The sequence below is a fragment of the uncultured Mailhella sp. genome (genome assembly GCF_963931295.1).
Taxonomy (GTDB): Bacteria; Desulfobacterota; Desulfovibrionia; order Desulfovibrionales; family Desulfovibrionaceae; genus Mailhella.
The window spans coordinates 2,312,405-2,335,004 of sequence record NZ_OZ007001.1; the positions used below are offsets into that span (position 1 = coordinate 2,312,405).

Here is a 22,600-nt window from a genome sequence, read left to right on the forward strand (position 1 = left end):
CGTTTGCTGCAAAAGGTTCGCGCCGCGTGGCCGAAAACGCGCCGCGTCGGTGCGTTGCGCCATGTTCGCCGCATCGGACGCGTTCCGCTTGCTCTGTGCCTCTTCTCCTGTTTTAATGTTGCCGTGAACCTCAGCCTTTTCCTTGTCGGAAAAAGGAGTCTCCCATGCTTGTTGCGGGCGTTGTTCTTGCCGTTCTTGTGGTGTTGGGCGTGGCTCTCATGCTTCTTTACAACGCGCTCGTCCGGGGGCGGAATCTTGCCGAGGAGGCGTGGAGCGGCATCAGCGTGCAGCTGCGCCGCAGGCACGATCTGGTGCCTGCGCTCATCAGCGTGGTGCAGGGCTACGCCGTGCATGAAAAGGACGTGCTGTCCGCCGTGGCCGGAGCCAGAGAGGCGGGCATGAAGGTTGCCGGAGGCGACGCGCGCGCCGTGGGCGAGGCGGAAAAGGGCCTCAGCCTTGCGCTCGGCCGCCTGCTGGCCGTGGCGGAAGCCTATCCCGATCTCAAGGCCAACGAGAATTTTCTTCAGCTTCAGCACTCCCTCACGGAACTGGAAAACGACCTTCAGATGTCCCGCCGCTACTACAACGGCACGGTGCGCGAGCAGAACAACCGCGTCATGCAGTTTCCGAGCAACGTGGTCGCCGGATGGTTCGGCTTCAGAAAGATGGAATATTTCGAGCTCTCCGGCGAGGAGGAAGCCGCCGCGCCCAAGGGTTTTCCCGTCGCGTAGATGCGGCGCGGGATGCGCAGTGTTCGCGCCCTGATGCTGCCGCAGGCAACTCGTCAGGACGGCGGAAGATGTGCGGCTTCGTGCCCGGCGGATGTTCGGCCCGCTGTTCTGAGCCGGGCCCTGTGCGGCGAAGTCGCGCAGAGCTGCGAGTATCCGGCTGCGGCGAAGCGCCTGACTGCGGGCTCTTGGGCTCTTTTGAAAAATGCGGATCAGTTCTCCGGGAGGATGGGCATGAAGCGGTGGATTCTGGCGGCGATCATCTGTCTGCTCATGGCGGCGGACGCGCTGGCCGCGCCCGTGCGGGTGCGGCAGTTCGATGCGCTTGTGGACGTGGCGGGCAACGGCGACATCGTGGTGAACGAGACGCTGACGGTGGAGATTCCTGCCGAGGGTGAGTTTCACGGCATCTTTCGGGACATTCCCGTGGCGACGCGCTGGCCGCGGCAGCCCGCTTCCATGGAGGTGCTGGCCGTGCGGCTCGACGGTCGGCCTCTTCCCGCCGACGACGTGCGCCGCAGCCCCGGTCTTGTGCGGGTGTATCAGCGCGACAAGGCGCGGCGGCTCTCCCCGGGACGGCATGAATTTTTTCTCTCCTACCGTATGACCGGTCAGGTCGGCCTTTTTGAGGGCAACGACGAGCTGACCTGGAACGTCACGGGCAGCGGCTGGGAAGCGCCCGTGGAGCAGTCTTCGTGCGTCGTGCTCTGTCCGACGGGCGCGCCGTTTTTCGGTCAGCGGGCCTGGATCGGCAGGGCAGGCAGCAAAAATTCTCCGGTGAGCATGAGTTACGAGGTGCAGCATCAGCGCCTTGTCATGCGCTTTGACGCGCAGCGGGCCGTGCAGCCCGGCGAGGATTTCACCGTGGCCGCGGGCTGGGGCAAGGGCTTTGTTGCGCCTGCCGGCGGGACCGTCGTTGGATCCCTGTCCGGCGCGATGGCGTACGCCGTGCTGGATGCGGCGCTTTTCCTCTACTTTTTCCTCGCCTGGTTCTTTACCGGCAGGGATCCGCGCAAGGGCGTCATCGTGCCTCTTTTTCATCCGCCGGTGCTGCGCCGCGGAAGCGGCAAAATCGGCGAGAGAGACATGCCCGTGTCGCCTGCGGCGGCGGGCTACGTTTTCCACAAGAACCGGGTGACGCCCGCATGCTTCGGCGCGGCCGTGATTTCGCTTGCCGGGCGCGGATGCTGCCGTATCCTGGGCAACGCGAAGGAGGGCTTCGTGCTGGAGCCCGGCCGGGGCAGTTCGCCGTTTGCCGAAGAGGAGCGGCTTTTGAAGGCGATGGGCCCGGAATCCGTGAGGGTGGACGCCGCGCATGGCAAGACGCTCTACGGCATGCAGCGGGCCATGACGGCGCAGCTTCGCCGCGACTACGGCAGCATGTGGAAGGGCGCGGGCAGCGGCTTCATGAACGGTCTGTTCGGCTCGGTGTGGATGTTTCTCGGCATGGCCGCCGCGCTGATCGGCCTTGTGGCCGTGACGGGATGGGTCACGGGGGGCGCGCTTCCCCACGGCGTTGTTCCGGCGCTGGGCTTTCAGCTTTTCGCGTTCTTCTTTGTGCAGCAGATGATACGACTCATCGTGTCGCGTCTGAAGTCGGGGAGCCGGGGCTTTGTCGTGTGTGCGCTCGTCATGATTCTCGCCATGCTCGGCATCTCGCTGGCCGTGCTCTTTGCCGTGTTCCGGGACGCGGCGGCGCTGCTTTCTCCGGCCGCCACCGCGCTTGCCGCGCTGGCCGTGCTCATTCCCTTCGGCTTTTCCTTCATCATGGACAGGCCCACCCGGGAGGCGCGCGCTCTGCTCGATCAGATAGAGGGGCTGGAACTTTACATGCGCATGGCCGAAGGCCCGGCCCTGAATGCGCTGAATCCCCCGGAGCGCACGCTTGAGCACTATCGGGAGCTTCTGCCCTACGCCGTGGCCCTCGGGCTCGAACAGGCCTGGGGCGCGCATTTTTCCGGCGCGCTTGGCGCGGCGGCGCTCTCCGGCGGGCAGGAACTGACGCCCGCATTTGCGGGAGCCTTCGCCTCGGCGGCGGAAGGCAGCATCGGCTCCTACGCGGGGGCGCAGGCGTCGGCCGCATCCTCGTCGAGCTCCTTCGGCGGCGACGGCGGAGGCGCGGGCAGCGGCGGCGGTGGCGGCGGTGGCGGCGGATGCTGATTCCCCGCCCGGGCGGCCGCATTGGCGTTTGCACATCCCCCTTTTTTGGCATAGGGTAACTATGGACATAAGACGGAGAAAACAGGCCGTTTTTCCCCGGCCCTGTTTTCCCGCGAAGGCATCTTCCCCCCTTTCGGAGGTAACGTTCATGAATGCTCGCACGATGTTTGCCGGACTGGCCGCCGCTCTCATGCTCACCGGCTGTTCCGGCATGTCTTCCACCATCAGCAATCCCTTTGAACAGCCCAGCATCACGGAAACCTATATTTCCCAGTTCCGCGACGTGCCCATTCCCGCGCCCATGAGCACCATTCCTTCCGAAACGCTGGTCACCGTGGGGCCCGACGGCAGCAAGTTCGGTCTGGAATCCTTCAGCGGCCGCGTGGACGGCACTTCGCTGGCCAACGTCATGATGCAGAACATGGCCCGTCAGGGCTGGCAGCTGCGCGGATCCAGCGTGGGCGTGCGTTCCGTGCAGCTCTATGAAAAGTCGCCGCATTACGCCGCCATCTTCTACCGCGAGGGCGTGATGACCACGTCCATGGACGTGTGGGTGGTCAACGGCGTGAACGTGGACATCCTGAGCCTCGTGCCTGAAGTGCACAACAGCGTGAACAGCGGCATGTCCTCGTCTTCCGGCTACTCTTCGGGCTCCTCGTATTCCGGCCCGGCAACCTACTCCGGAACGACCTACGGAGGTTCCGGTCAGGTGACCAAACTTTCCGAATAGGATTCTTTCATGGAAAAGCATCTGCTGTTCAAGCGCTTCGCGGACAAGAGGCTGCACCTCGGCGTCTGCGGTTCCGTGGCCGCCTTTCGCGCGGCCGAGCTGGTGCATCGCTGGCAGGACACGGGCGCGGGCGTGAGCGCCACGCTCACCGCCGCCGCGCAGAAGTTCATTACGCCGCTCACGTTCAAGGCCCTCGGCGCGTCTCCGGTGTACGGGGACATGTTCGGCGGCGACGAGCCGTTCGAGCATCTGGAACCGGGGCAGATCGCCCACGCCATGGTCATTGCTCCGGCCTCGGCCGACATGCTGGCCCGTCTGGCGCACGGTCTGGCGGACGACATGCTCTCCGCGCAGGCCCTCGCCTTCGACGGCCCCGTGGTGGTGGCTCCGGCCATGAATCCGCGCATGTGGCGCAATCCGGCCACGCAGGCCAACGTGGAAACGCTGCGCGAGCGCGGCTTCACCTTCGTGGGGCCGGACTGCGGCGTGGTGGCCTGTCACGACGAAGGGCAGGGACGTCTTGCCGATCTGCGCATGATCTACCTTGCCGGACTCAAGGCGCTGACCCCGCAGGACATGGAAGGCAGAACCGTCATGCTCACGCTCGGTCCCACGCGCGAAACCTGGGACGACGTGCGCTTCTGGACCAACGGATCCACGGGCGTCATGGGCGCGTCCATTGCCGTGGCGGCGTGGCTGCGCGGCGCGGAAGTGCATGCCGTGTGCGGCCCAGTGGATCTGTGGATGCCCAATGATCCGGCCTTCCACCGCCACGACGTGACGAGCGCGGCGCAGATGCTGGAAAAGGCGCAGGAGCTTTGGCCCTCGGCCGACGCGGGCGTGTTCACCGCCGCGGTGGCGGATTTTCGTCCAGAGCCGCACGGGCCGGGCAAGTTCAAGAAGGACAGGGCCGGGGACGGCTTCAGTCTTTCGTTCCTGCCGAACGCCGACATTCTGCGCACCCTGGCCGAAGAGCGTTCGGAAGGTCAGGTGGTGGTGGGCTTTGCCGCCGAAAGCGTGCCCGACATGGACGCGCTCGGCGTGGCCGTGCATCACAAGCTGGATACCAAGGGAGCCGACGTCATTGTGGGCAACCGCATTTCCGACGGCTTCGGCCGCGCGGCCAACCGCGTGTATGTGGCCGACGCGCAGGGCCGGGACGAAGTGTGGCCCGACATGCCCAAGCCGCAGGTGGCCTGGAAGATCATAGACTGGGTGCGCACGCTGTTCGTATGAGGGTTCGATCCGCCATAGTTCGCCCGTGGATAAAGGCGGGTTTGTCCGCGCTGCTTGTCGAGAGCGAGCAGCGCGCGGCTGAACTGCGCGGCGCGACAGGAGACTCGTCGGCGCAGCGCGCGGAAGACGCTCTTTCGCCCGCGCCCGGGGGGGCCGCAGGAAAAAGCGTGTCTGCCCGGCCCGGGGATTTTTCGCGCGTAAAGGATGGGCGCAGCGCCGGAGCGGCTCGGCCTGCCCCCCGCGAGGCCGTCGCGCCTTCTTCCGCGCCGTCCGCCCCGCCGCAGGCGAATCGTCCCCGGCGGGACGCGGAGAGCGCCGCGTCGAACGTCCGTCCGGGCGCAGGCGCTCTGGAACGGGCTTCTACTCCCGGGAGTTCCGCACTTCTTGCCACGCCGGGCGCGCTTCCCGTGGAGGCGTGGCCCGAACGCTGGCTGGTGTTCAAAAATCGTCGTCCGCTGCCGCCGCATCCTCTGGTGCTCTGGACCTACGCCGGGCTCGACGAGGATCTCACCGGCAGGCCGGACGACGTGCGCCGCAAGGTCATCGTGCGCATGCTCATGGAACTTCGGCATCCGGGCGGAACTCACGTGTTCTGGCCCTGCGGTCTTGCCGGAGAGCCGGAAGCCGGAGCCCCGCTGTTCTGGTCCGGGGTGAAGCTGCTCAATCCGCGAGTGCTGCTGCTTTTCGGCTCCGACGCGAGAGACGCGCTCTCCATGCCGAAAACGCTGCTTCCCTTCTGTCAGGAGCGCGTGTTCGGCAGACTGGTCATTCAGCTTCCCCGTCCGCAGTCCCTCGCTGCCGACGAGGCGTCGTTCAAGCAGGCGCTGGCCTTTCTTTCCCGGCTGCTGCGCTTCTGCGGCAGGCCGCAGGCGTAACGTATTCGCACAACGCAAAAAAGCCTTCTCCGTCAGGTACGGGGAAGGCTTTTTTGCGTGTCGTTCGGGGCGATCAGCAGTTGCACTCGGCGCCGGAAATGGCGTCCACGCGCAGCGCCTCTCTGGCCGCGTCAAGGGCCTCCTTGTCCATGCCGGGCACGTCGGCGAGCTCGTCGATGGACATGAAGTCGCCCACTTCTTCGCGATACTGCACGATGGCCTTGGCCAGATCGGCGTTGAGGCCGGGCACGGCGGCGAGTTCCTGCTGCGTGGCGGTGTTGACGTTGAGGCCGTTCTCTTCGGCGGAGGCGGCGGAGGCGAAGACAAGGCAGAGGGCCAGAGCCAGGGCGGAAATGAGGGAGCGTTTCATTATGGATCTCCTTTGCGTGTTACCAGCTGAGATAGGACCAGGAATACATGAGAAAACAGACGGCGAAGGACAGCAGCGAAGAGACGGCAAGGCACGCGTGCCTGCGTCCGAGGCTGCGGGAGGCGTGGGCGTGGAATATGCCCATGTAGATGGCCGTTGCCGTGGCCCAGAAGAGCAGCAGGGCGAACAGTATCTGAAGATAGAACGTAATGCCGGTCATGACGGCTCCTTGAGGATGGCCCGGGAGATTTGCCGGGCGCGGCGTTGACGGAAGGTTCGGAAGTGCCCCGTCCGGCCGGAGATGCGCCGGACGGGGAAGGAGTGCTTCCGACGCGGATGCTCCGGAAGCGTTGCTGTCGGCGCTAGAGCAGTCCTGCGCGCTGGAAGATCACCGCGAGCGCGATGAAGAGCACGGCAAGCAGTATGCCCACCATATCGCGATCATGTTCTTCCTCGCCGGAATTGTCCATGAAGTCGAAGCCTTCTTCGTCGGTGGTGTGGGAATGGCGCATGCTTGCCTCCTTAGATGATCGGGAACTTGAGGCTGGCCGCGGCCAGCAGGCAGATGACGAGAACGGCGATGCGCAGAATGCCTGCGGCAAACGCGAGCGCCAGGCCCTTGAAGCCCCACTCTGCGATGTCGCGCAGGGAAAGGGAGAGGCCGAGGGCGGCTGCGGCAAGGGAGAAGTCCCACTTCACCAGTTCAAAAACGGCGAGATGGGCGGGCTCCTTCACTACGTGGAACTGCACCACGATCCACACGATGATGAACACGGTGACGAACAGCGGGAATCTTTTGTGGGCGCGGGCCGCCATGACGCCGGGCTCGTCGGCGAACATGCGGGAGCGCACGAACATGACCACGAACACGAACAGAAAGCCTGCGGGCATGAGCGCGTGCCGCAGAGGTTCCACGTAGTGGGCCCAGTGACCGGCTTCGTAGCTGTAGCCGAAGGCCGCGTTGAACATCTGCCCGGTGTTGCCTATGCCGAACACGGAGAGCACGGCGAAGGCCTTGTCGTCCATGTTGAGGGCGTGGCCGAGCAGGGGCAGCAGAAACGAGGCCACGAGGCCGAAGAGCAGAATGCAGCCCAGCGCGTTGATGACCTGCCCGCCTTTGGATTTGAGCATGGGCATGAGAATGGCCACCACGTGGGGATCGCCCGTGGAGAGCGCGCCGGCGATGGTGGAGTAGTGCCGGTCGTCCATGCGCAGGAGTCTGCCGAGAACAAGCGTGACGGCGGCGGTGAACAGCATGACGGCGAAGGCCAGCAGAATGAGGGGCATGCCCGCCTTTTCCGCGTGGCTGAACACGAAGTGCGGCGCCAGCATGATGATGCCGAGCGGCATGAGAATGTGAATGTAGGAAAGACCGCGCTTCCAGGAATCGGGCACGCCGAACACGTTGCCGATGACAAGACCCATCAGAAAGGGATTCCACACGAAGTTGGAATTGAGGATCTGGAACAGCGGCTGATGATGGACGGGGCCGATGACGGCGTCGAGCCAGGAGAACAGGTTTTCCAGCGTGAGGGGATTGGGGCTCCCCGCCAGATTGTTGGAAAACAGCGCGATGAAGAACATGGCCAGCAGACCGGGCAGGGATTCCTGCATGCTGTAGAGGCAGCTGAGGAAAGAGCGGCGGCGCTCCTCATAGGGAATGTTCATGATGGTACCTGCCTATTGGAACTTGCGGGCGAGCCAGGCGTCGAGCCCGCGTTCGGGATGAGGATGCGCGCCGGTGCGCCAGTATTCCTGCCAGGCGGAGCGTTCCATGAGCGACGCGCGCAGGAAGCCTTCGATGGTGCCGTTCACGCCCATGAGCACGTCGATGTTGTTGCGCGGCTGGAAGGCCAGATTGGCGCTCTTGAACACGCGTTTGCGGTAATTGGTTTCGATGTGCCAGGCGTGGATCATTTCTCCGTCGAAACTGTCGATGACGATGCTGAACTGCGGCTTGCCGTCGGCCATGCGGGGGCCGTCGAAGCGGGGATGGTCCTTGTCCAGAATGATGGGTTCGGGATTGTCCAGCAGAATTTCGTTGAGCTGATAGCAGTGACCGCACACGTCGGGGCGAACCATGAAGCGCGGATCGCCCTCAAAGGGAGTGTCGCTTTCGAGCTTCTTGAGGTCCACGTAGGCGTAGAAGGCGGCCTTGCCCTTTTCAAAGGGCGTTTTCACGTCCATTTCGGCGAGCACCTTGTCCTTGCCCTCGTCGAACTGGAACTGCAGGGAGTTCACCACGCGCTGATGCTGCGGCAGGAAGGCGCGGGTTTCGGCGTTGAGCGGGCCGAGGGTTCTGGTTTCGGAGAGCGAGCCGTCGTTGCGGCGAAGTTCCACGGAAGCGGTGCCGGCCTTTTCGTCGAAGGCGACAAGCTTCAGGGTGTGCTTCTTGCCCACGGGCTTTTCTTCGCCGGGGGCGAGGAGCAGGCGCACGGGCTTTTCGTAGGTGTACTGCACGCTCTGAATGGCGGGCGTGCCGAAGCTCTTCACCCGCACGTAGGTTTCGCCCACGAATTCCGGCTCAATCCAGGTGGCGCCTTCGGCAAAGCGGTCGTGCAGGTAGTAGCGGTCGCCGTTTTCCCGGCTGAGGCCCTGCGCGAGTTCAAAGGGCGCGCCGAAGTTGTTGCCCGAATACTTGACCACGTTGATCTGCGCCATGGGGCGGTCGTCGAGCAGGTGGCTTTCCGTGAAGCGCAGCACCTTGTTGTTCACGCCGAGGGGCTGATCCTGCCAGTAGATGGGGTGCAGGCTGGCGTCGGGCTGCACGCGCCAGAAGTCGATGTCGAAATTGCGGCGCGTGAAGGTGGTGGATTCAAAGGTGGCCATGTAGGCGCGGCGGCCGAGCATGTAGAAGGTTTCGCCGTTCAGGGCGCGCACGTTGCGGGCGTTGCGCGAGGTGTAGAACAGGCCGGAGGGCGGAATGACGATGCGGTTGTTCTTCCAGTCCACGTAGCTGCCGCGGATGACGAGTCCTTCGGAAGACGTGAGTCTCTCGCCGCGGCGGTTGGTCACCTGCTCGCGGCCGAAGCCGCGCATGAGGCCGCCGAAGGGAGCCGTGGGATCGGGCGAGTGGAAGGCCATGTTGGGCATGACGCTCGGGAACGACGTGAAGTGCGAGCCCTGCACTTCCGTGCCGAAGTCGGGCATGGCCAGACGGTTGAGGAAGCTGTCTTCCAGCACGGAAATGAAGGTCGGCGTGCGGCCGATGAAGCAGTCGATGTTCCGGCGGCCCTTGTCGGTGAAGGCAAGGTTGTCGGTGCGCTGGAAGAATGCGTCGCGCAGGTAGTAGCTGTGGACGCGGTTGCCTTTCATGTCGTCGGCCACCAGGCGGAAGGCCGGACGGTTCCACACGTCGGAATATTTCACCGGCCCGTCGTAGCTGTCGTTTCCGGCTTCAAGGGTGAAGGGCGCGGCGTTTTCCAGCGTGAGGCGCTGGAGCTTGCCCGTGAGCAGGCTGGCTTCGAGCCCCACGGTGTAGCGCTCGTCGAGCGGCCAGGGCTCGCCGTTCTTCACGGTGACGAGGTCGCGATAGACGACGAAGCTCAGCATGCCGTCCTGCCAGTCGTGGGGCACGGCCGTGGACCACGGCACGAAGTCGGAATGGCGCAGATATTCGGGCTGCACGGCGATTTCTATGCGCATGTCCTCGCCGGGCACGGTGAGGCTGTAGGCGTCCTTTTCGTGCGCTTCGTCCTTGTATCCCTGCGAGCTTATGGGGCGGATCAGCTTTTCGGCGAGAACCTTGTCGCCGCCAAAGTCGGTTACGCGAACGCGGAAGCCGTTGCTTTCGCGGAAGGCGTAGAGGCGCTTTGTGCCGCAGAGCCGGTATTCTTCCTGACGCAGATCGAGCACCACGGGCCGAGAAAGGGAGAAGGTGGCCTCCTCGATGACCGGATAGGAAAGCGAGGAGAAGGTGGCCTTCTGGAAGTCGTGATCCTTCACCTCGAAGCGGCTTGCGCCGTACTCAAACACCGGATCGAGGAAAAATTCATCGAGCTGCTCCACGTCGCCTTCCATGTGGCTGCGGTCGGGCAGCTCCTTGATGGCCGGAAACTTGGACGACACCGAAAATTCCATGGGCCAGTGTCCGGAAGGGGCGATGAGCGCCATCTGAATGTAGGGCCGGTCGTAGTGATCGGTGGCGTAGTCGAACCACAGGCGGTAGCCTGCCTGATCCACCGGCGTCTTTTCGCCTTTTTTCAGCGACACGTCGCGCACGGTGCGCACGCTCTGCCGGATGTCCACGAGATAGGCGTGTTCGCCGAGCAGAAGGAACGGGTCACGTCTGAAGGGTGCGGCGTCCTGCTCTGTTTCGGAAATGTAGCAGAGGCCGCCTGCGGGCACGAAGGCCTTGCCGTCCTTGACGGAACTTTTCCGCACGAGCACGGCTTCCGAAAGATTGCGCGGCTGACCGTACTGATTCTTGAAGGTCTTGTGCCGCAGGCCTCCGAGATCGGGAATGAAGGGCATGTCGCCTGCCGGGGCGAGGCCATGCGGACTTTCCGCAGCCGGAGCGCCGGAGAACAGAAGGCAGAGCAGTGCCGCCGCGACGCCGGAAACGAGAAGTTTGTTCATCACAACTTCCTTGTGGTTGAATGGTCTGGCAGTGGCAGACCGCTCTTTCGTGCTAAAACGCGTGCCGCAGAGGAAAAAGGAGGGCTGCCTTCCTCCTTTCATGCATGAATCGTTCCAAAAGGTTATATGGCCAATGATTGCAGTGAATTATTTATGATGCATCCGTCTGTTCCGACTTTGATTGCGCCTGGCATGTGCGGCTCTCTGCACACACGCTCAAGGCTGTGCCCGCTTTCGCGCAGCCTTGTTTTGCGCTCGTCTTTACGGAAGAAGAGCTTGTCGTTACACTCTCACCCGCAAAAGCGACTTCAAGGTGAAACTATGAGCGAGAACAGGAAAAGCGGTTATCAGATTCTGGTGGTGGACGACGATCCCGAATGGCATGAGATTCTGGCCCTGCTTTTTTCGCGCAAGGGCTGGAAGACGGAAACGGCGCTTTCCGGCGAGCGGGCGCTGGCCAGACTGGCCGCCGGCGGCATAGACGTGGTGGTGTGCGACCTTTCCATGCCGGGCATGAGCGGACTTGAGGTTCTGCGCCGCGTGCGGGCCATGAACGCGCAGATTCCCTTCATCATGATGACGGGCGTGGGCACCATTGAGAGCGCCGTGGAAGCCGTGCAGCTCGGCGCGTACAGCTATCTGACCAAGCCTGTGAACAATGCCGAACTGGCCTCGCTGGTGCAGCGGGCGGCCGAACACGCCCGGGTGCACAGTCAGCTTCAGGACATGGGCGGGGAAAAGACGCCCGTCTCCCTCATTTTCAACAGTCCGTCCATGAAGCAGGTGCTGAAGACCATAGGCAAGGTGGCGGGCACGAGCGTGCCCATCCTCATTACCGGCGAAACGGGCACGGGCAAGAGCCGTCTTGCGGAGTACGTGCATCGCGCAAGCTCTCTTCGGGACAAGCCCTTTCTCACCATCGACTGCGCGGCCCTGCCGGAATCGCTGCTGGAGAGCGAGCTTTTCGGTCATGTGAAGGGGGCCTTCACCGGCGCGGTGAGCACGCGGCGCGGCCTTCTGGAAGAAGCGCAGGGCGGCACGGTGTTTCTTGACGAAATAGGCGAACTTTCGCCTTCCACGCAGGCCAAGCTGCTGCGCGCCATTCAGGAGCACGTAATACGTCCGGTCGGCAGCAACAAGAGCGTGAGCGTCAACGTGCGCTTCATTGCGGCCACGCATCGTAATCTGGAAGAGGACGTGAAGACGGGCCGCTTCCGCGAAGATCTTTTCTATCGTCTTTCCGTCATTCCGCTGTACCTGCCGCCGCTTCGCGAGCGCCGGGAGGATCTGGCCGCGCTCATCGGTTTTTTCATCAGCCGCTTCAATGAACGCTACGGCCGCAACGTGACGCAGATAAGCCCCGCGGCCATGAACATTCTCTACAGTCAGCCGTGGAAGGGCAACATCCGCGAGCTGGAAAACGTGCTGGAGCGAGCCTTTCTTCTGACGGAAGGGGACAGGCTCATGCCGGAGTCGCTGGGAACCATGGCCGACGGCGCTGTCTTCGCGTCGCCTGTTCCGGGCGAAGCGGTGTCCGAAACGCCGCTTTCTCTGTCCGACGCGGTGCGCAACGCGGAAATTCAGGCGCTTCAGCAGGCGCTTTCCCTGTGCAACGGCAACAAGACGCAGGCCGCGGAACTTCTGGGCATAGGCCGAAGAACGCTCTACGACAAGCTGGAGCAGTTCGGCCTCATGGATAAAAAAGGATAACAAAACGGGCCCTCCACCGTATGGCGGAAGGCCCGGAGACAAAGACGGCCAGAGGATTACCGGTCGTTTATGGGCGACGAGAGGCGGGAAACTTCCGCGAAGAGTTCATGCCATTTCGGCGCGCCGGGAAACACTTCCGTCTTTCGGGAAAGATCCCTGCCCGCCAGACCGGGATAATCCGGAGCGTAGCGGAAGGCGCGATGCACCACGTTGTTTGTGAGATTGATGTCCTTCACGCCGTTCGGATCGGCCGTGGCGTCCTCTTCCGTAAGCATGGCCTTGGCTTCGCCGTTGCTCATGAACGGGCTTACGTATTCCCATACCACGCGCTTGTCCTGCGTCACCTCGAAAATGTGTCCCGTGGCCGTGGACGTGATGAGCACATTGCCGTTCTGCAGATGCTGGGCGGAACCCTGATAGGCGCTGTAGAAGGAATTGAGATTGTTGGCCGCATATTCCCAGGTGATGCGGCCTGAGGGGATGTCCACGACCACGGCGCGGGAGCGGTTGGCCTGCGGGCGCTGCCAGCCGTTGTCGAACAGGGAGATGCGGTCGTTGCCGAGCCATGTGGCGTCGTGATTGCCGAAGAGCAGCTGACTGCCGTCGTTGCAGAAGGAGGGGCGTTCCCCTTCGCCGTGACTTGCGGGGTTGCCGAAGCGCCACAGCACCCTGCCTTCCGCGTCGTGACTGACGATGAACGCCTCGCAGAAGTTGCGGGAGCTTATGAGGATCTGGTCGGTCTCGGGATTGTACCGGACGCTGTTTATGTGCATCCAGTCGGAATCTCCGTAGTAGTTCTTGATGGGCAGGCGGTAGTTGATGTCGAATTCGTCCTTGCCTGTGCCGATGTGGTCCCAGGCGTGCCATGACCAGACTTCGCGTCCTTCCTTGTCCACTTCCACGATGTAGTCGGCCCACAGACCGTCGTAGGCCGGGCTGTGTCCGGTATCCTCGCCGGGCCGGGGCAGGGTTCCCGGCTTGCGGCCTTTGGCCTCGGCCTCCTCGCAGCTTTTGTGTTCCCAGGCCACGATGAGCGTGTTGCCGTTCGGCATGCGGTCGAAGGCGTGATGGCTCAGTCTGCTGTCGTCGTATATCCGGTGTTCCCACACTACGTTCCCGTCCCAGTCTATTTCCTGAAGGCCTCCGGACACCCCGCCGAAGGGTACCTTCTTTTCATAGCGTATGCCGCGCAGCAGGTTGCCGTTCGGCAGAAGTTCGGCATAGAGGCCGGGAAGTCCGGCGGTCTTCCATTCGTGTACGATGTTGCCTTCCATGTCCAGAAGATAGCTGGACGTGGACTGCATGGGAGAAATCAGCGTATAGCCGTCCAGAGCCTTTTCCTTGTCGTAGATCAGAACGCCGGTGGGAGTGGACATGGTTTCCGCGGCCTTTGCCCTGCGGGGAAAGAGCAGAAGCGCCGTGCCGAGAAAGGATGCGGCCGCGAGTGCGGAAAAAACAAGACTGCTCATGAGTGCCATCCTGCAAAAGAGTTGAAACATCTGCCTGCCTTCGCACGGAAAGATTTGTCCGCGTCGAAAGAAAGCGGGCCTAGTGTTGCAGAAATCAGGACACAGGGGAAGAGCTTTGGGGCCGTGTTTTTGTGAAGGAAACGAAAGGCGGAAGAAAAAACGTTTTTCATGCAGGCGAGCTTCTTTTGCCGTCCGATGTGTTGCGCGACACGAAAATGCAGGCGTTTCAGCAGGACTTTCCCGTGGAGCGACGGCAGGACGCAGGCGAGTGCCCGGACAGGTCGAAGAGGGCGCGGCGACAAGCTGGATCACCCTCATCGACAAAAAAGAATCATTCTCCGACGAAGAAAAAACATCCCGTCCGGGCAGGGATCCGGGCGGGATGTTTTCGCAGAAGGCCGGGCAGATCATGCCCGTTGGACAAGTTTTCGCCCGAAGGCTGCGGACAGACTCAGCGCGGCGACTTTGCGCAGTGCGGAAAGCCGAGAATGTGTCGTACGCGTTGCCCGCCGGGGAGGCGTTGCGTCCGGCTCCGGGAGAAGCCGGACGCGGGCCGGGCTTGTTTAGTAGTTGTGCATGGAGGTGGCGGCTTCGTCTTCAAATTCTTCGTCGTTGCTCTCTTCGGCATGGGTCTGGGCGGCGGTCAGCGAAGCCTTGACCATGTCGCCCTGCACGCCGGTGTTCGGATACTCGCCCTTGGCGTTGGGCAGGGAGAACAGGCTGTTGGCAGGCGGAATCACGGCCACTTCTTCGGCGTGCGTAGCCTGAGGAACCCAGTCGTAGGGCACGCGGTAGGAGCGATAGAGAATGCCCGCGTTTTCGTCGGCGTAGGGCGAGAGGTATTCCCATACCGTTTCGTAATCGCTGGTGATTTCAAAGATGCGGCTCATGTCGCCTTCCGTGATGACGGTGTTGCCGTTGGGCAGGCGCTGCGCGTAGCTGACGAAGGGGCTGAAGAACTTGAAGTCCATGTGGCCGAGCAGGCCCTTGTGATTTTTGTGCCAGTCGTATTCCCAGACGATTTCCTTGGTCACAGGATTGAATTCCACCACGCGGCTGTAGGGACGCTGCACGTTGTGGAAGCCCGAAACCGGACGATCCGGGGTGGGGGCGCCGTAGCCGCCGAGACCGCCGTTGTCGAAGAACAGGATGTTGCCTTCGCCGGGGAGTCCCCTGGGAATGATGTGAATGCCGTGTGCGCCCACGATCTGGCCTACTTTGAAGTCTTCGGTGCCGGGGGCGAAGTTCGGGCCGAGACGCCACACCACCTTGCCGGTGGCGCGTTCAATGATGAACATCATGTTGGAGTCGCGGCTGTTGACGATGATGTTGTCGGGGTTGAAGCGCCTGTCGCCGGCGTCGAACCACTTGTTCGGGCCCACGTAGCTTGCGCAGTTGATGTGCATCCAGTCGTAGCCTGCGCCGGGCTTGATTTTTGTCCCGTGGCGACCGGCGGCGCGGTTGTCCGAGGGCGGGAAGGTGTTCATGGCCTTGAACGAGGCGTCGGTAAAGCCGAGTTCGTCCACATGATCGGAAATTTTCCAGGTCCAGACAACTTTGCCCTTGCTGTCCACTTCCAGAAGCACGTCGGTGACGAGCTGCATGGAAGGATGAATCCGCGCGATTTTTTCATTGGTATGGCTGAGCACCAGCGTGGTTTCCGCGGCATCGGAGGAGGCGCTGCCCGCGGAAGGAGTGAAATATACGGGGGTATCCTTGCGCTGGAAGTCGTGATGCTGGCGAGCTATGGGCGTTTTTCCGTCTTTCTGCGGCTGACCGGGAATGGCCGGCACGTTCTGCCAGTCGCGGAATTCCCAGAGCTGTTTTCCGTTGAAATCAAGGGTGACGAGAGAGGTTTTGTCCTGCTGACCGTCCTTCCAGGTTTCGCCGCTGGTCATGAGACGACCGCCGGGGAGAATTTTGTTCGGCATGCCGTCCTTGCTGTTCCAGCGTTTGACGAGATTGCCGTTCATGTCGATGAGACAGGCGCTTCCGGCGAGGATGGTGTAGCCGTTGTAGGCCTTTTCCGGATTGTAGAAGGTGACGCCTGTAGGATACGTGGTGGGCACGGCCTGAGAAGCGGCGGGCGCGGCGCAGAAGAGGCCGAGCGCGATCAGGAGACTGACGGAAACATTGTTGAAACGCATGCAAACCTCGCATTGTTTGGAAACAAAAACGTGAAAAATAATGCAATATGCATGCCAGACACGGAAAGTGATGCAATGCCGGAGTGTTGAGAACTTCGGCGAAACGATGTTCCGGGAGAATGTACGAGGCTTCGCACAGCAGAAGAGGTGTTTTGGGCAAAAAGGTGGTCTGCCGGGGGGGGGAGAGCTGCCGTCCCGGTGCGGGGAGCGTTTTTGCTGGATGCGCGGCGCGGATGCAGGAATCGGCTCTGCCGGATGACATGCGGGAATACGGGGCGCGGCCTGGGCTGAACGATGGCCCGGCAGGATGAGCGGCCTGGGCGGTCGCACTGGCAGGGATGGAAGAGATCCCCGGGGGGCGGCGCGGGAATTGTTTCGGTTGAAAGATCGAAGCGGAAGCGGCGCAGACGGCAGGCGCGGCAGCCTGCGCGGATAAAAAAAGCCCGGGCGGCGGAGCCGTCCGGGCGCGATGGGCGAGACGCCGGATCAGTATCTCTTGAAGGCGGAAGGTTCGTCTTCTTCCACTTCCACGGTGCCGGCGTTCTTCAGAGCGTCGTCGTAGAGGAAGGGATCGGCCGGAATGACTTCGCGTTCCATGTCATGCTTGATCTGCGGAATGTAGTCGTAGGGGATGCGGTAGGCGCGATAGATGGAGTTGGTGGGTCTCACGCGATGGGAGGTTTCGGCGTCGCCGAAGCCGCTCGCCGTGCCGTACCACATGAAGGGCACGATGTATTCCCAGACGGTTTCGAGTTCGGGAGTCACTTCAAAGATGCGGCCGTCGTTGCCCTCGGTGATGAGGGTGTTGCCGTTGGGCAGGCGCTGGGCGCTGCTCAGGGTGCCGCTGAAGAAGCTGTGCGCTATGGAATGATTCTTGCCGTAGCCGAGGGCCGTGGCGGAATATTCCCAGACGAGCTTTTTGGTGGTGGGGTCGAATTCCAGCACCTGGGAGTAGGGCATGCCGTTGTTGAACACGAGGATGTTGCCTTCGCCGGGCAGGCCCTTGGGAATCATGTGGGCGTGATGGATCATGCCGCCGGCGGGCAGAGCCTTGAAGCCTCCTTCAGGCAGATGCATGCCCATGAGGCGCAGCGGGTCGTCCTTGGCGTACTTGGGGCCGACCTGCCAGACGATGGAGCCGGTCTTGTGATCGATGATGTAGATGACTTCCTGACCGTCGTCGGTGATGATGTTTTCCGGATCAAAGGCGGCGTACTTGACGGGATCCTGATCATACCACTTGTTGGGGCCTACCCAGGAAGCGGTGTTCTGGAAGTCGGCAATGCCCTTTTCCTTGCATTCCTTTTCGTGGTCCTTGTACACCCATTCCCAGGTGATCTTTCCGGTCTTGTCCACGATGTAGAGGGAAGCGGTTTCTTTGCCGTCAATGGTCTTGAAGCCGGCGATGAGGGTTTTGCCGTCCTTGACGTAGTCCATGCCGGGCACGTAGTAGCCCACGGGGTTGCCTTCGCGCTGGAAGTCGTGGTGGGCGTTGGCGCTCCAGATGAGGTCGCCCTTGACCTTCATTTCGGCGGAAGGCTTTCTCTTTTCATACTTGTCGAAGCGCCAGACTTCCTTGCCGTCCCAGTCGAGTTCGACCACGGCGAAGCCTTCGGATTTGCGTTCGGTCCAGTTGTCGGGATCGTAGTACACGAGGTTGGCCAGCAGATGTCCGCCGGGGAGGACCTTGGCCGGCTGACCTTCCACGTTCATCCACTTGTGGACGACCTTGCCGTTCATGTCGATGAGGGGAAGTCCGTGACCCGTGGCGCGCATGGGACCGATGACGGTGTAGCCGTTGTAGGCTTTATCGGGCTTATTGATGGTAACTCCGGTGGGAAACACGGAGGGATAGGCCTGGGCGGAAGCGGTAAAGCCCAGGGCCAGCAGAGACGCCAGCAGTACTTTTCCAAAGCTGCGCATGGGATTTCTCCACGGTTTGAGGTGTTGCGGAAAGACTCGTCGCAATGCGAGGGTGCAGCAGGGTTATACAGCATTTGTCACGCAACATCCAGAGAAGCCGGGGAGGCGTTCTCTGGATGTCGGGAAAGTGTTACCACTGACGCACCTGTTTTTTCTGGGCCCCTGCCTTGGCGGCGCGGGCCTTCATGACGGTACTGTAGTCTTTGGCCATGGTTTTCCAGGGCTCTACGGTGTAGGGCTTGGGAACGTTGGGAGCAAAATAGACGGGTTCAAGCTTCTTGCCCTTGAGGCCGGGATAGTCCTTGCCGTAGCGGGCTGCGCGATGTACGGCGTTGGCCATGTGCCCGTCGGCCACCCAGAAGTTCCAGGAATTGGCCTGATGATCGGAAAGATAGGGGCTCGGGCCGTCGTCCTTCATCCAGGGAGCCACGAATTCCCACACCACGCGGGGCACGGGACCGCCGGTAACTTCAAAAATGTGTCCGGCAGTGGCGGAGGTGATCAGCGTATTGCCGTTGGGCAGGCGCTGCGCGCCGCTCTGATAGGCGGAAGCGTAGTTGAGAGGACGCTCGGCGCGGAATTCCCAGACTTCGCGGTCGGTAAGGGGATCAATTTCCACCACGCGCGAGTAGTTGCCCGTGGGGCGCATCCAGCCGTTGTCATGCACCTGAATGTGACCGTTGGGCAGGAAGGTGGGATGATGAGGGCCGAAGAGCTTCTGATCGCCGTTGTCGGCGAATCCGGGCCGCTTGCCAGCTCCCCATGCCGAGGGATTGCCGTAGCGCCAGACGACCTTTCTGGTCTTGCGGTCGATCATGTACACTTCGCTGAACTGCCGGTCCGTTACGATGAGACGGTCTGTTTTGGGATCGTAGTCCACGCCGTTGAAGTAGCTCCAGTTGACGGCGGCGCCCAGCGGCGTGACTTCGGGCGTCATGTAATTGATGTCGAACTGATCGGGGCCTGTGCCTATGTTGTCCCACTTGTGGAATTCCCAGACGATTTTGTTCGAGGGGTCCACTTCAATGATGAAGGGCGACCAGAATCCCAGAACGCTGCCCACATCCAGTCCGAACACTCCCTGCTTTGGCAGACTTTTGGGATCGCGTCCTTTTTTGATGGCGTCAGCCATGGTCTTGAATTCGCGGCCTATGCAGAGAATGTTGCCGTTGGGCATGGGGGTGACGCCGTGCGTGGTGATGCGGTCGGGCTCGTTGAGGATGAATTCGCGCAGCACCTTGCCGTTCCAGTCGATGATCTGGAAGCCGCCGGAAGGTCCGCCCACCCGGGCTTTGGCTTTGGAACCCAGACGCATGGGGCGCAGCAGATTGCCGTCGGGGAGCAGCAGGGCGTGCAGGCCGGGAGGCGTGTCGTGCTTCCAGGTATGCACGACATTGCCTTCCATATCGATGAGATAGGTAGAGGTGGAGTAGTACGGAGCAATGAGGGTGTAGCCGTCGAAAGTGCTGCCTTCTTCCCAGCGGAGCACGCCGGTAGGGCCGCCAAAGGACTCGAAGGCTGCGGCTCCCGTTGAAAAGCATGCGATGCCTGCAACTGCCAGTGCCAGATGCTTCAGAAACTTCATTCGGACCTCCTTGGTTGTGGGAGAGTTGCTCAGCTCATCAATAGGGGGAAATCCCCTTGGGTTCATCGACTTCAATGACAATGCTGCCGTTCATTTCAAAAGGGAAAAGCTGCTGGAAGTTTTCTTCGTCCATGCCGGGCACCTTGAGGAGGTCTTCCGGCTTGTGGAAGGGACCGTGACTGTCCCGATAGTCGAAGATGGCCTGGATGAGGTCGTCGTCAACGCCGGTCTGAAGCTCGGCCAGATGCGAGGCGTCGGCCTTGTTGAGATCGACGATGACGGAGGCCGAGGCCTGAAGGGGAAGCAGCAGCAGCGCCATGACCAGAAGAAATCGCATGAGAACCTCCGTGTTGTGGGGTTGTCGGAACGCCCAAGGCGTGCAGATGCGGACGACGTTTTTCAGTCCGGTGAAAAATGCTCTTTGAGCACAAAGAAGCAAGAATTATGCCAACATGTTATATTCAAATTAATATAACACGTTGATTCATGAATACAGAAGCGCCGCCTGGTGTCGTGTACGCTTTGCCGCACAGAATACGACGGAAAATTGCAAAAAAACCGCCCTCTTCCCGAGACGGGCGGGAAGAGAAGCGGTCTTGGAGAAGGGCGCGGGGCGTCGCGCCGGGTGGAAAAGCAGAACTTTCGGGGGATGGGGCTGCTTCCCCGTCGCCCTTGCCTGCGCCGAGGGTGCCTGCGGAGTCTTGGCGCGTCCGCCCGGAGAAAGGCGGAAGGCGCTTCGGCGGAAGGTTGAAGGATGGGGGCGGGCCGGAAGACGGCGGGAATCAGTACGACTTCATGCCGGGCAGGGCGTTGGGATTGAAGACGAGGTCGTTTTCTTCCTCGATGGGATCGAGTTCACGGATGAGCTCTTCCGTCATTCCGGGAATGTCGTTCAGGTCTTCGATGCGGGTGAATCTTCTCCCGGAGCGCGCTTCAACAATGGCCTTTGCGGTCTGCATGGGCAGCACGACGCCTTCTTCGGCGCAGTCGCGCACCATTTTTTTCGCGCTGGCCCTGTTGAAGCTGAAGGACCCGGCATACGCAGGCGCAGCGGCAAGGCAGGCTGCAATCAGCGGTATGGCAATGCGGGGCGTATGCATGGGGTTCTCCGTAAATCAGCACTTGGAAGGAGCCAGGGTGAGCTCGGCGTCGGGATCGTACCACAGGGTGCCGCCGTGCTCAATGGGATTGATGGCCTGAAGCGTGTGATTGTCCAGCCCCGGCACCTTCAGGAAGTCTTCGGGCAGTTCAAAGGGCTTTTTCTTGGCCATGTCCACGATGGCGGCCGCCATTTCGGGGGTGATGTTGGCGTCGGGAATGTCCATGAGCTGTTCGACCGTGGCCTTGTTCAGATCAAAGGCGTCGGGACCGAGTTCCACGTCCTCGGCAAGGGCGGGGGAGGCGGCGCAGAGGAACAGACCGAAAAGAAGGGCGAGAAGAGACTTTTTCATGCTGACTCCGTTTACTTGCCAGGCTGATAGGGAGTTTTGCTGGCAGGGATTTTGAAGGTGACGTTTTCCGGCGGGGTAACGGCGAATTCCTGGGGCTTCTTGAGCTGCGGCACGTAGTCGTAGGGCACGCGGTAGGCGCGATAGACCAGGTTGAACTTGCCGTTGGGATTGTACCAGGGGCTGATGTATTCCCACACGATTTCATGGTCGGGGGTGACTTCCTGGAACTGACCCACGGCGCCGTTGGTGATGAGTGTGTTGCCGTTGGGCAGGCGCTGGGCGGAACTCACATAGTCGCTGTAGAACTTGTAGGTTTCGCGCAGGCCCATGGTGGCGGCGGAATGTTCCCACACCTTCTTGAGCGTGACCGGATCGAATTCAACAACGCGCGAGTAGTCGCGACGGGCGTTGCTCCAGCCCATGGGGGCGGTGGGATTGCGTTCGCCGTAGCCGGCGAAGCCGCCGTTGTCGTACACCAGAATGTTGCCTGCGCCGGGCAGGCCCGCGGGAATCATGTGACAGTGATGCTGGCCCACGAACTGACCGAGGCGGTACAGGGCTCTCTTGTATTCCTTGCCGCCGAATTCCCACTTGTCGTCGGGATAGAAGGTCGGGCCGATCTGCCAGACGATCTTCTTGGTGGCCTTGTCGATGATGAAGCAGGTGTTGAGCTGGCGGCAGGAGCAGATGATGTTTTCGGGATTGAAGGCCGCGTACTTCACGGGATCCTCGTCATACCAGTGGTTGGGACCGAGATAGGAGGCGGCGTTCATGTGCATCCAGTCGGCGGCCTTCACGCCGGGAGTGCGGGTCATCTGCCAGGTGGGGAAGCGGTACATGGTCTTCTTGAGATCTTCGGGAAGCTTGAGCTCGTCGAAGTGCTCGAAGGCCTTCCAATCCCAGACGATGTTGTTGTCCTTGTCCACTTCAAAGAGGTAGTCGTCGTCGAGGGGTTTTTTCTTGGTGATGGCGGGATTCTCGGTGAACAGATGGGAGAGGACGAGTATTTTGCCGTCGGGCTTGTAGCTCACGTCCATGGTGGGGCTGTAATAGCCGGTGGGGTTGCCTTCCACCTGGAAGTCGTGATGCATGCCGGCGAGCGGAATGTTGCGCACGATCTTGCCGTTCCAGTCGCAGATGGAGAGGTCGGCGGACATGGGATCGCCGAAGGTGCGGCCCTTCATTTCCGGCTTCTGACGGGTGGCTCCCATGATATAGCCTCCCTTCAGCAGCTTGGAGGGATGTTCCAGTTCGCTGACGTTCTTCCACTCGTGAACGACGTTGCCGTTCATGTCGATGAGCACGCAGCCCTGACCTGCGGTTTCCACGCCGAAAACGGTGTAGCCGTTCCAGCATTTTTCCGGCTTGTAGATGGTGGTGCCGTGGGGGAATACCGAAGGGAAGGCCCAGCCGAGGGAAGGCGCGGCCGTGGCCGCGGCGGCTGCGGACAGCCCCATGAGGAATTGACGACGATTCATGTTTCTTCCTTTGTGAGGGTGAAGGCGAAATAATCAACAATGTGGTAGCAAAGAGTATGCCATAATGGTTTTTACTGAAAAATCAAGGGGATTGTTCCGGAAATAATGACGAATCGTAAGAGATGCCGCACAAAAGGGCGGTGTCTGTGCGAAAAACCGC

At 61.6% G+C, this 22,600-nt stretch carries 19 protein-coding genes; 6 read left to right on the forward strand and 13 right to left on the reverse strand.

What is annotated here, in order from left to right:
• Positions 1-164: 164 nt before the first annotated feature.
• The 5 genes from ABGT79_RS09660 (at position 165) to ABGT79_RS09680 (ending at position 5,729) form a co-directional block, all read left to right on the forward strand.
• The gene (locus ABGT79_RS09660; protein WP_346665995.1) at positions 165-731 is read left to right on the forward strand and encodes a LemA family protein; all 567 of its coding nucleotides are present in this window, start codon (positions 165-167) and stop codon (positions 729-731) included.
• A gap of 231 nt (positions 732-962) precedes the next feature.
• Complete coding sequence (locus tag ABGT79_RS09665; RefSeq protein WP_346665996.1) at positions 963-2,888, forward strand: DUF2207 domain-containing protein; 1,926 nt, start codon at positions 963-965, stop codon at positions 2,886-2,888.
• 148 nt (positions 2,889-3,036) lie between these two features.
• Complete coding sequence (locus ABGT79_RS09670; protein ID WP_346665997.1) at positions 3,037-3,618, forward strand: hypothetical protein; 582 nt, start codon at positions 3,037-3,039, stop codon at positions 3,616-3,618.
• Between the two features lie 9 nt (positions 3,619-3,627).
• Complete coding sequence (gene coaBC, locus ABGT79_RS09675; protein WP_294486629.1) at positions 3,628-4,854, forward strand: bifunctional phosphopantothenoylcysteine decarboxylase/phosphopantothenate--cysteine ligase CoaBC; 1,227 nt, start codon at positions 3,628-3,630, stop codon at positions 4,852-4,854.
• Positions 4,855-5,261: 407 nt separating this feature from the next.
• Entirely contained in the window at positions 5,262-5,729 is a 468-nt protein-coding gene (locus tag ABGT79_RS09680) for a hypothetical protein (protein WP_346665998.1), read from the forward strand.
• 73 nt (positions 5,730-5,802) lie between these two features.
• Here the strand turns inward: ABGT79_RS09680 and ABGT79_RS09685 are convergent, their stop codons facing one another.
• The 5 genes from ABGT79_RS09685 to ABGT79_RS09705 all read right to left on the reverse strand — a co-directional run bounded on the left by ABGT79_RS09685 (position 5,803) and on the right by ABGT79_RS09705 (position 10,677).
• Complete coding sequence (locus tag ABGT79_RS09685; RefSeq protein WP_346665999.1) at positions 5,803-6,099, reverse strand: helix-hairpin-helix domain-containing protein; 297 nt, start codon at positions 6,097-6,099, stop codon at positions 5,803-5,805.
• 19 nt (positions 6,100-6,118) lie between these two features.
• A complete protein-coding gene (locus tag ABGT79_RS09690; RefSeq protein ID WP_294486621.1) occupies positions 6,119-6,319 on the reverse strand; it encodes a hypothetical protein in 201 nt (66 codons plus the stop codon).
• Between the two features lie 142 nt (positions 6,320-6,461).
• Positions 6,462-6,611: a hypothetical protein gene (locus ABGT79_RS09695; protein ID WP_346666000.1), complete on the reverse strand. Its 150-nt coding sequence runs from the start codon at positions 6,609-6,611 to the stop codon at positions 6,462-6,464.
• Between the two features lie 10 nt (positions 6,612-6,621).
• Positions 6,622-7,767 carry a putative sulfate exporter family transporter gene (locus ABGT79_RS09700; RefSeq protein WP_346666001.1) on the reverse strand — a complete coding sequence of 382 codons (1,146 nt, stop codon included), beginning with the start codon at positions 7,765-7,767 and terminating at the stop codon, positions 6,622-6,624.
• A 12-nt stretch (positions 7,768-7,779) separates the two neighbouring features.
• Positions 7,780-10,677, reverse strand: a complete 2,898-nt coding sequence (locus ABGT79_RS09705; RefSeq protein ID WP_346666002.1) for a hypothetical protein — start codon at positions 10,675-10,677, stop codon at positions 7,780-7,782.
• Between the two features lie 321 nt (positions 10,678-10,998).
• On the opposite strand from ABGT79_RS09705, the gene ABGT79_RS09710 reads away from it, so the two are divergent.
• Positions 10,999-12,387, forward strand: a complete 1,389-nt coding sequence (locus ABGT79_RS09710; RefSeq protein WP_346666003.1) for a sigma-54 dependent transcriptional regulator — start codon at positions 10,999-11,001, stop codon at positions 12,385-12,387.
• Positions 12,388-12,443: 56 nt separating this feature from the next.
• Here the strand turns inward: ABGT79_RS09710 and ABGT79_RS09715 are convergent, their stop codons facing one another.
• The 8 genes from ABGT79_RS09715 to ABGT79_RS09750 form a co-directional block, all read right to left on the reverse strand.
• Entirely contained in the window at positions 12,444-13,856 is a 1,413-nt protein-coding gene (locus tag ABGT79_RS09715; RefSeq protein ID WP_346666004.1) for an aryl-sulfate sulfotransferase, read from the reverse strand.
• A 563-nt stretch (positions 13,857-14,419) separates the two neighbouring features.
• Entirely contained in the window at positions 14,420-16,003 is a 1,584-nt protein-coding gene (locus ABGT79_RS09720) for an aryl-sulfate sulfotransferase (RefSeq protein ID WP_346666005.1), read from the reverse strand.
• A gap of 486 nt (positions 16,004-16,489) precedes the next feature.
• Entirely contained in the window at positions 16,490-17,926 is a 1,437-nt protein-coding gene (locus tag ABGT79_RS09725; protein WP_346666006.1) for an aryl-sulfate sulfotransferase, read from the reverse strand.
• Positions 17,927-18,056: 130 nt separating this feature from the next.
• Positions 18,057-19,511, reverse strand: coding sequence for an aryl-sulfate sulfotransferase (locus ABGT79_RS09730; RefSeq protein WP_346666007.1), 1,455 nt, complete (start codon positions 19,509-19,511; stop codon positions 18,057-18,059).
• Positions 19,512-19,548: 37 nt separating this feature from the next.
• Positions 19,549-19,848, reverse strand: a complete 300-nt coding sequence (locus ABGT79_RS09735; protein ID WP_346666008.1) for a helix-hairpin-helix domain-containing protein — start codon at positions 19,846-19,848, stop codon at positions 19,549-19,551.
• A 445-nt stretch (positions 19,849-20,293) separates the two neighbouring features.
• A complete protein-coding gene (locus ABGT79_RS09740; RefSeq protein ID WP_294486595.1) occupies positions 20,294-20,611 on the reverse strand; it encodes a hypothetical protein in 318 nt (105 codons plus the stop codon).
• A gap of 15 nt (positions 20,612-20,626) precedes the next feature.
• Positions 20,627-20,962 (reverse strand): helix-hairpin-helix domain-containing protein, encoded by a 336-nt coding sequence (locus tag ABGT79_RS09745; RefSeq protein ID WP_346666009.1) that lies wholly within the window; start codon positions 20,960-20,962, stop codon positions 20,627-20,629.
• 11 nt (positions 20,963-20,973) lie between these two features.
• Positions 20,974-22,440, reverse strand: a complete 1,467-nt coding sequence (locus ABGT79_RS09750; protein WP_346666010.1) for an aryl-sulfate sulfotransferase — start codon at positions 22,438-22,440, stop codon at positions 20,974-20,976.
• Positions 22,441-22,600 lie beyond the last annotated feature (160 nt).

Bases quoted from the DNA above. Each gene is read 5' to 3' on its own strand.
- ABGT79_RS09660 (WP_346665995.1), top strand. From the start codon at position 165: ATGCTTGTTGCGGGCGTTGTTCTTGCCGTTCTTGTGGTGTTGGGCGTG.
- ABGT79_RS09665 (WP_346665996.1), top strand. From the start codon at position 963: ATGAAGCGGTGGATTCTGGCGGCGATCATCTGTCTGCTCATGGCGGCG.
- ABGT79_RS09670 (WP_346665997.1), top strand. From the start codon at position 3,037: ATGAATGCTCGCACGATGTTTGCCGGACTGGCCGCCGCTCTCATGCTC.
- coaBC (WP_294486629.1), top strand. From the start codon at position 3,628: ATGGAAAAGCATCTGCTGTTCAAGCGCTTCGCGGACAAGAGGCTGCAC.
- ABGT79_RS09685 (WP_346665999.1), bottom strand. From the start codon at position 6,099: ATGAAACGCTCCCTCATTTCCGCCCTGGCTCTGGCCCTCTGCCTTGTC.
- ABGT79_RS09690 (WP_294486621.1), bottom strand. From the start codon at position 6,319: ATGACCGGCATTACGTTCTATCTTCAGATACTGTTCGCCCTGCTGCTC.
- ABGT79_RS09695 (WP_346666000.1), bottom strand. From the start codon at position 6,611: ATGCGCCATTCCCACACCACCGACGAAGAAGGCTTCGACTTCATGGAC.
- ABGT79_RS09700 (WP_346666001.1), bottom strand. From the start codon at position 7,767: ATGAACATTCCCTATGAGGAGCGCCGCCGCTCTTTCCTCAGCTGCCTC.
- ABGT79_RS09705 (WP_346666002.1), bottom strand. From the start codon at position 10,677: ATGAACAAACTTCTCGTTTCCGGCGTCGCGGCGGCACTGCTCTGCCTT.
- ABGT79_RS09710 (WP_346666003.1), top strand. From the start codon at position 10,999: ATGAGCGAGAACAGGAAAAGCGGTTATCAGATTCTGGTGGTGGACGAC.
- ABGT79_RS09715 (WP_346666004.1), bottom strand. From the start codon at position 13,856: ATGAGCAGTCTTGTTTTTTCCGCACTCGCGGCCGCATCCTTTCTCGGC.
- ABGT79_RS09720 (WP_346666005.1), bottom strand. From the start codon at position 16,003: ATGCGTTTCAACAATGTTTCCGTCAGTCTCCTGATCGCGCTCGGCCTC.
- ABGT79_RS09725 (WP_346666006.1), bottom strand. From the start codon at position 17,926: ATGCGCAGCTTTGGAAAAGTACTGCTGGCGTCTCTGCTGGCCCTGGGC.
- ABGT79_RS09730 (WP_346666007.1), bottom strand. From the start codon at position 19,511: ATGAAGTTTCTGAAGCATCTGGCACTGGCAGTTGCAGGCATCGCATGC.
- ABGT79_RS09735 (WP_346666008.1), bottom strand. From the start codon at position 19,848: ATGCGATTTCTTCTGGTCATGGCGCTGCTGCTGCTTCCCCTTCAGGCC.
- ABGT79_RS09740 (WP_294486595.1), bottom strand. From the start codon at position 20,611: ATGCATACGCCCCGCATTGCCATACCGCTGATTGCAGCCTGCCTTGCC.
- ABGT79_RS09745 (WP_346666009.1), bottom strand. From the start codon at position 20,962: ATGAAAAAGTCTCTTCTCGCCCTTCTTTTCGGTCTGTTCCTCTGCGCC.
- ABGT79_RS09750 (WP_346666010.1), bottom strand. From the start codon at position 22,440: ATGAATCGTCGTCAATTCCTCATGGGGCTGTCCGCAGCCGCCGCGGCC.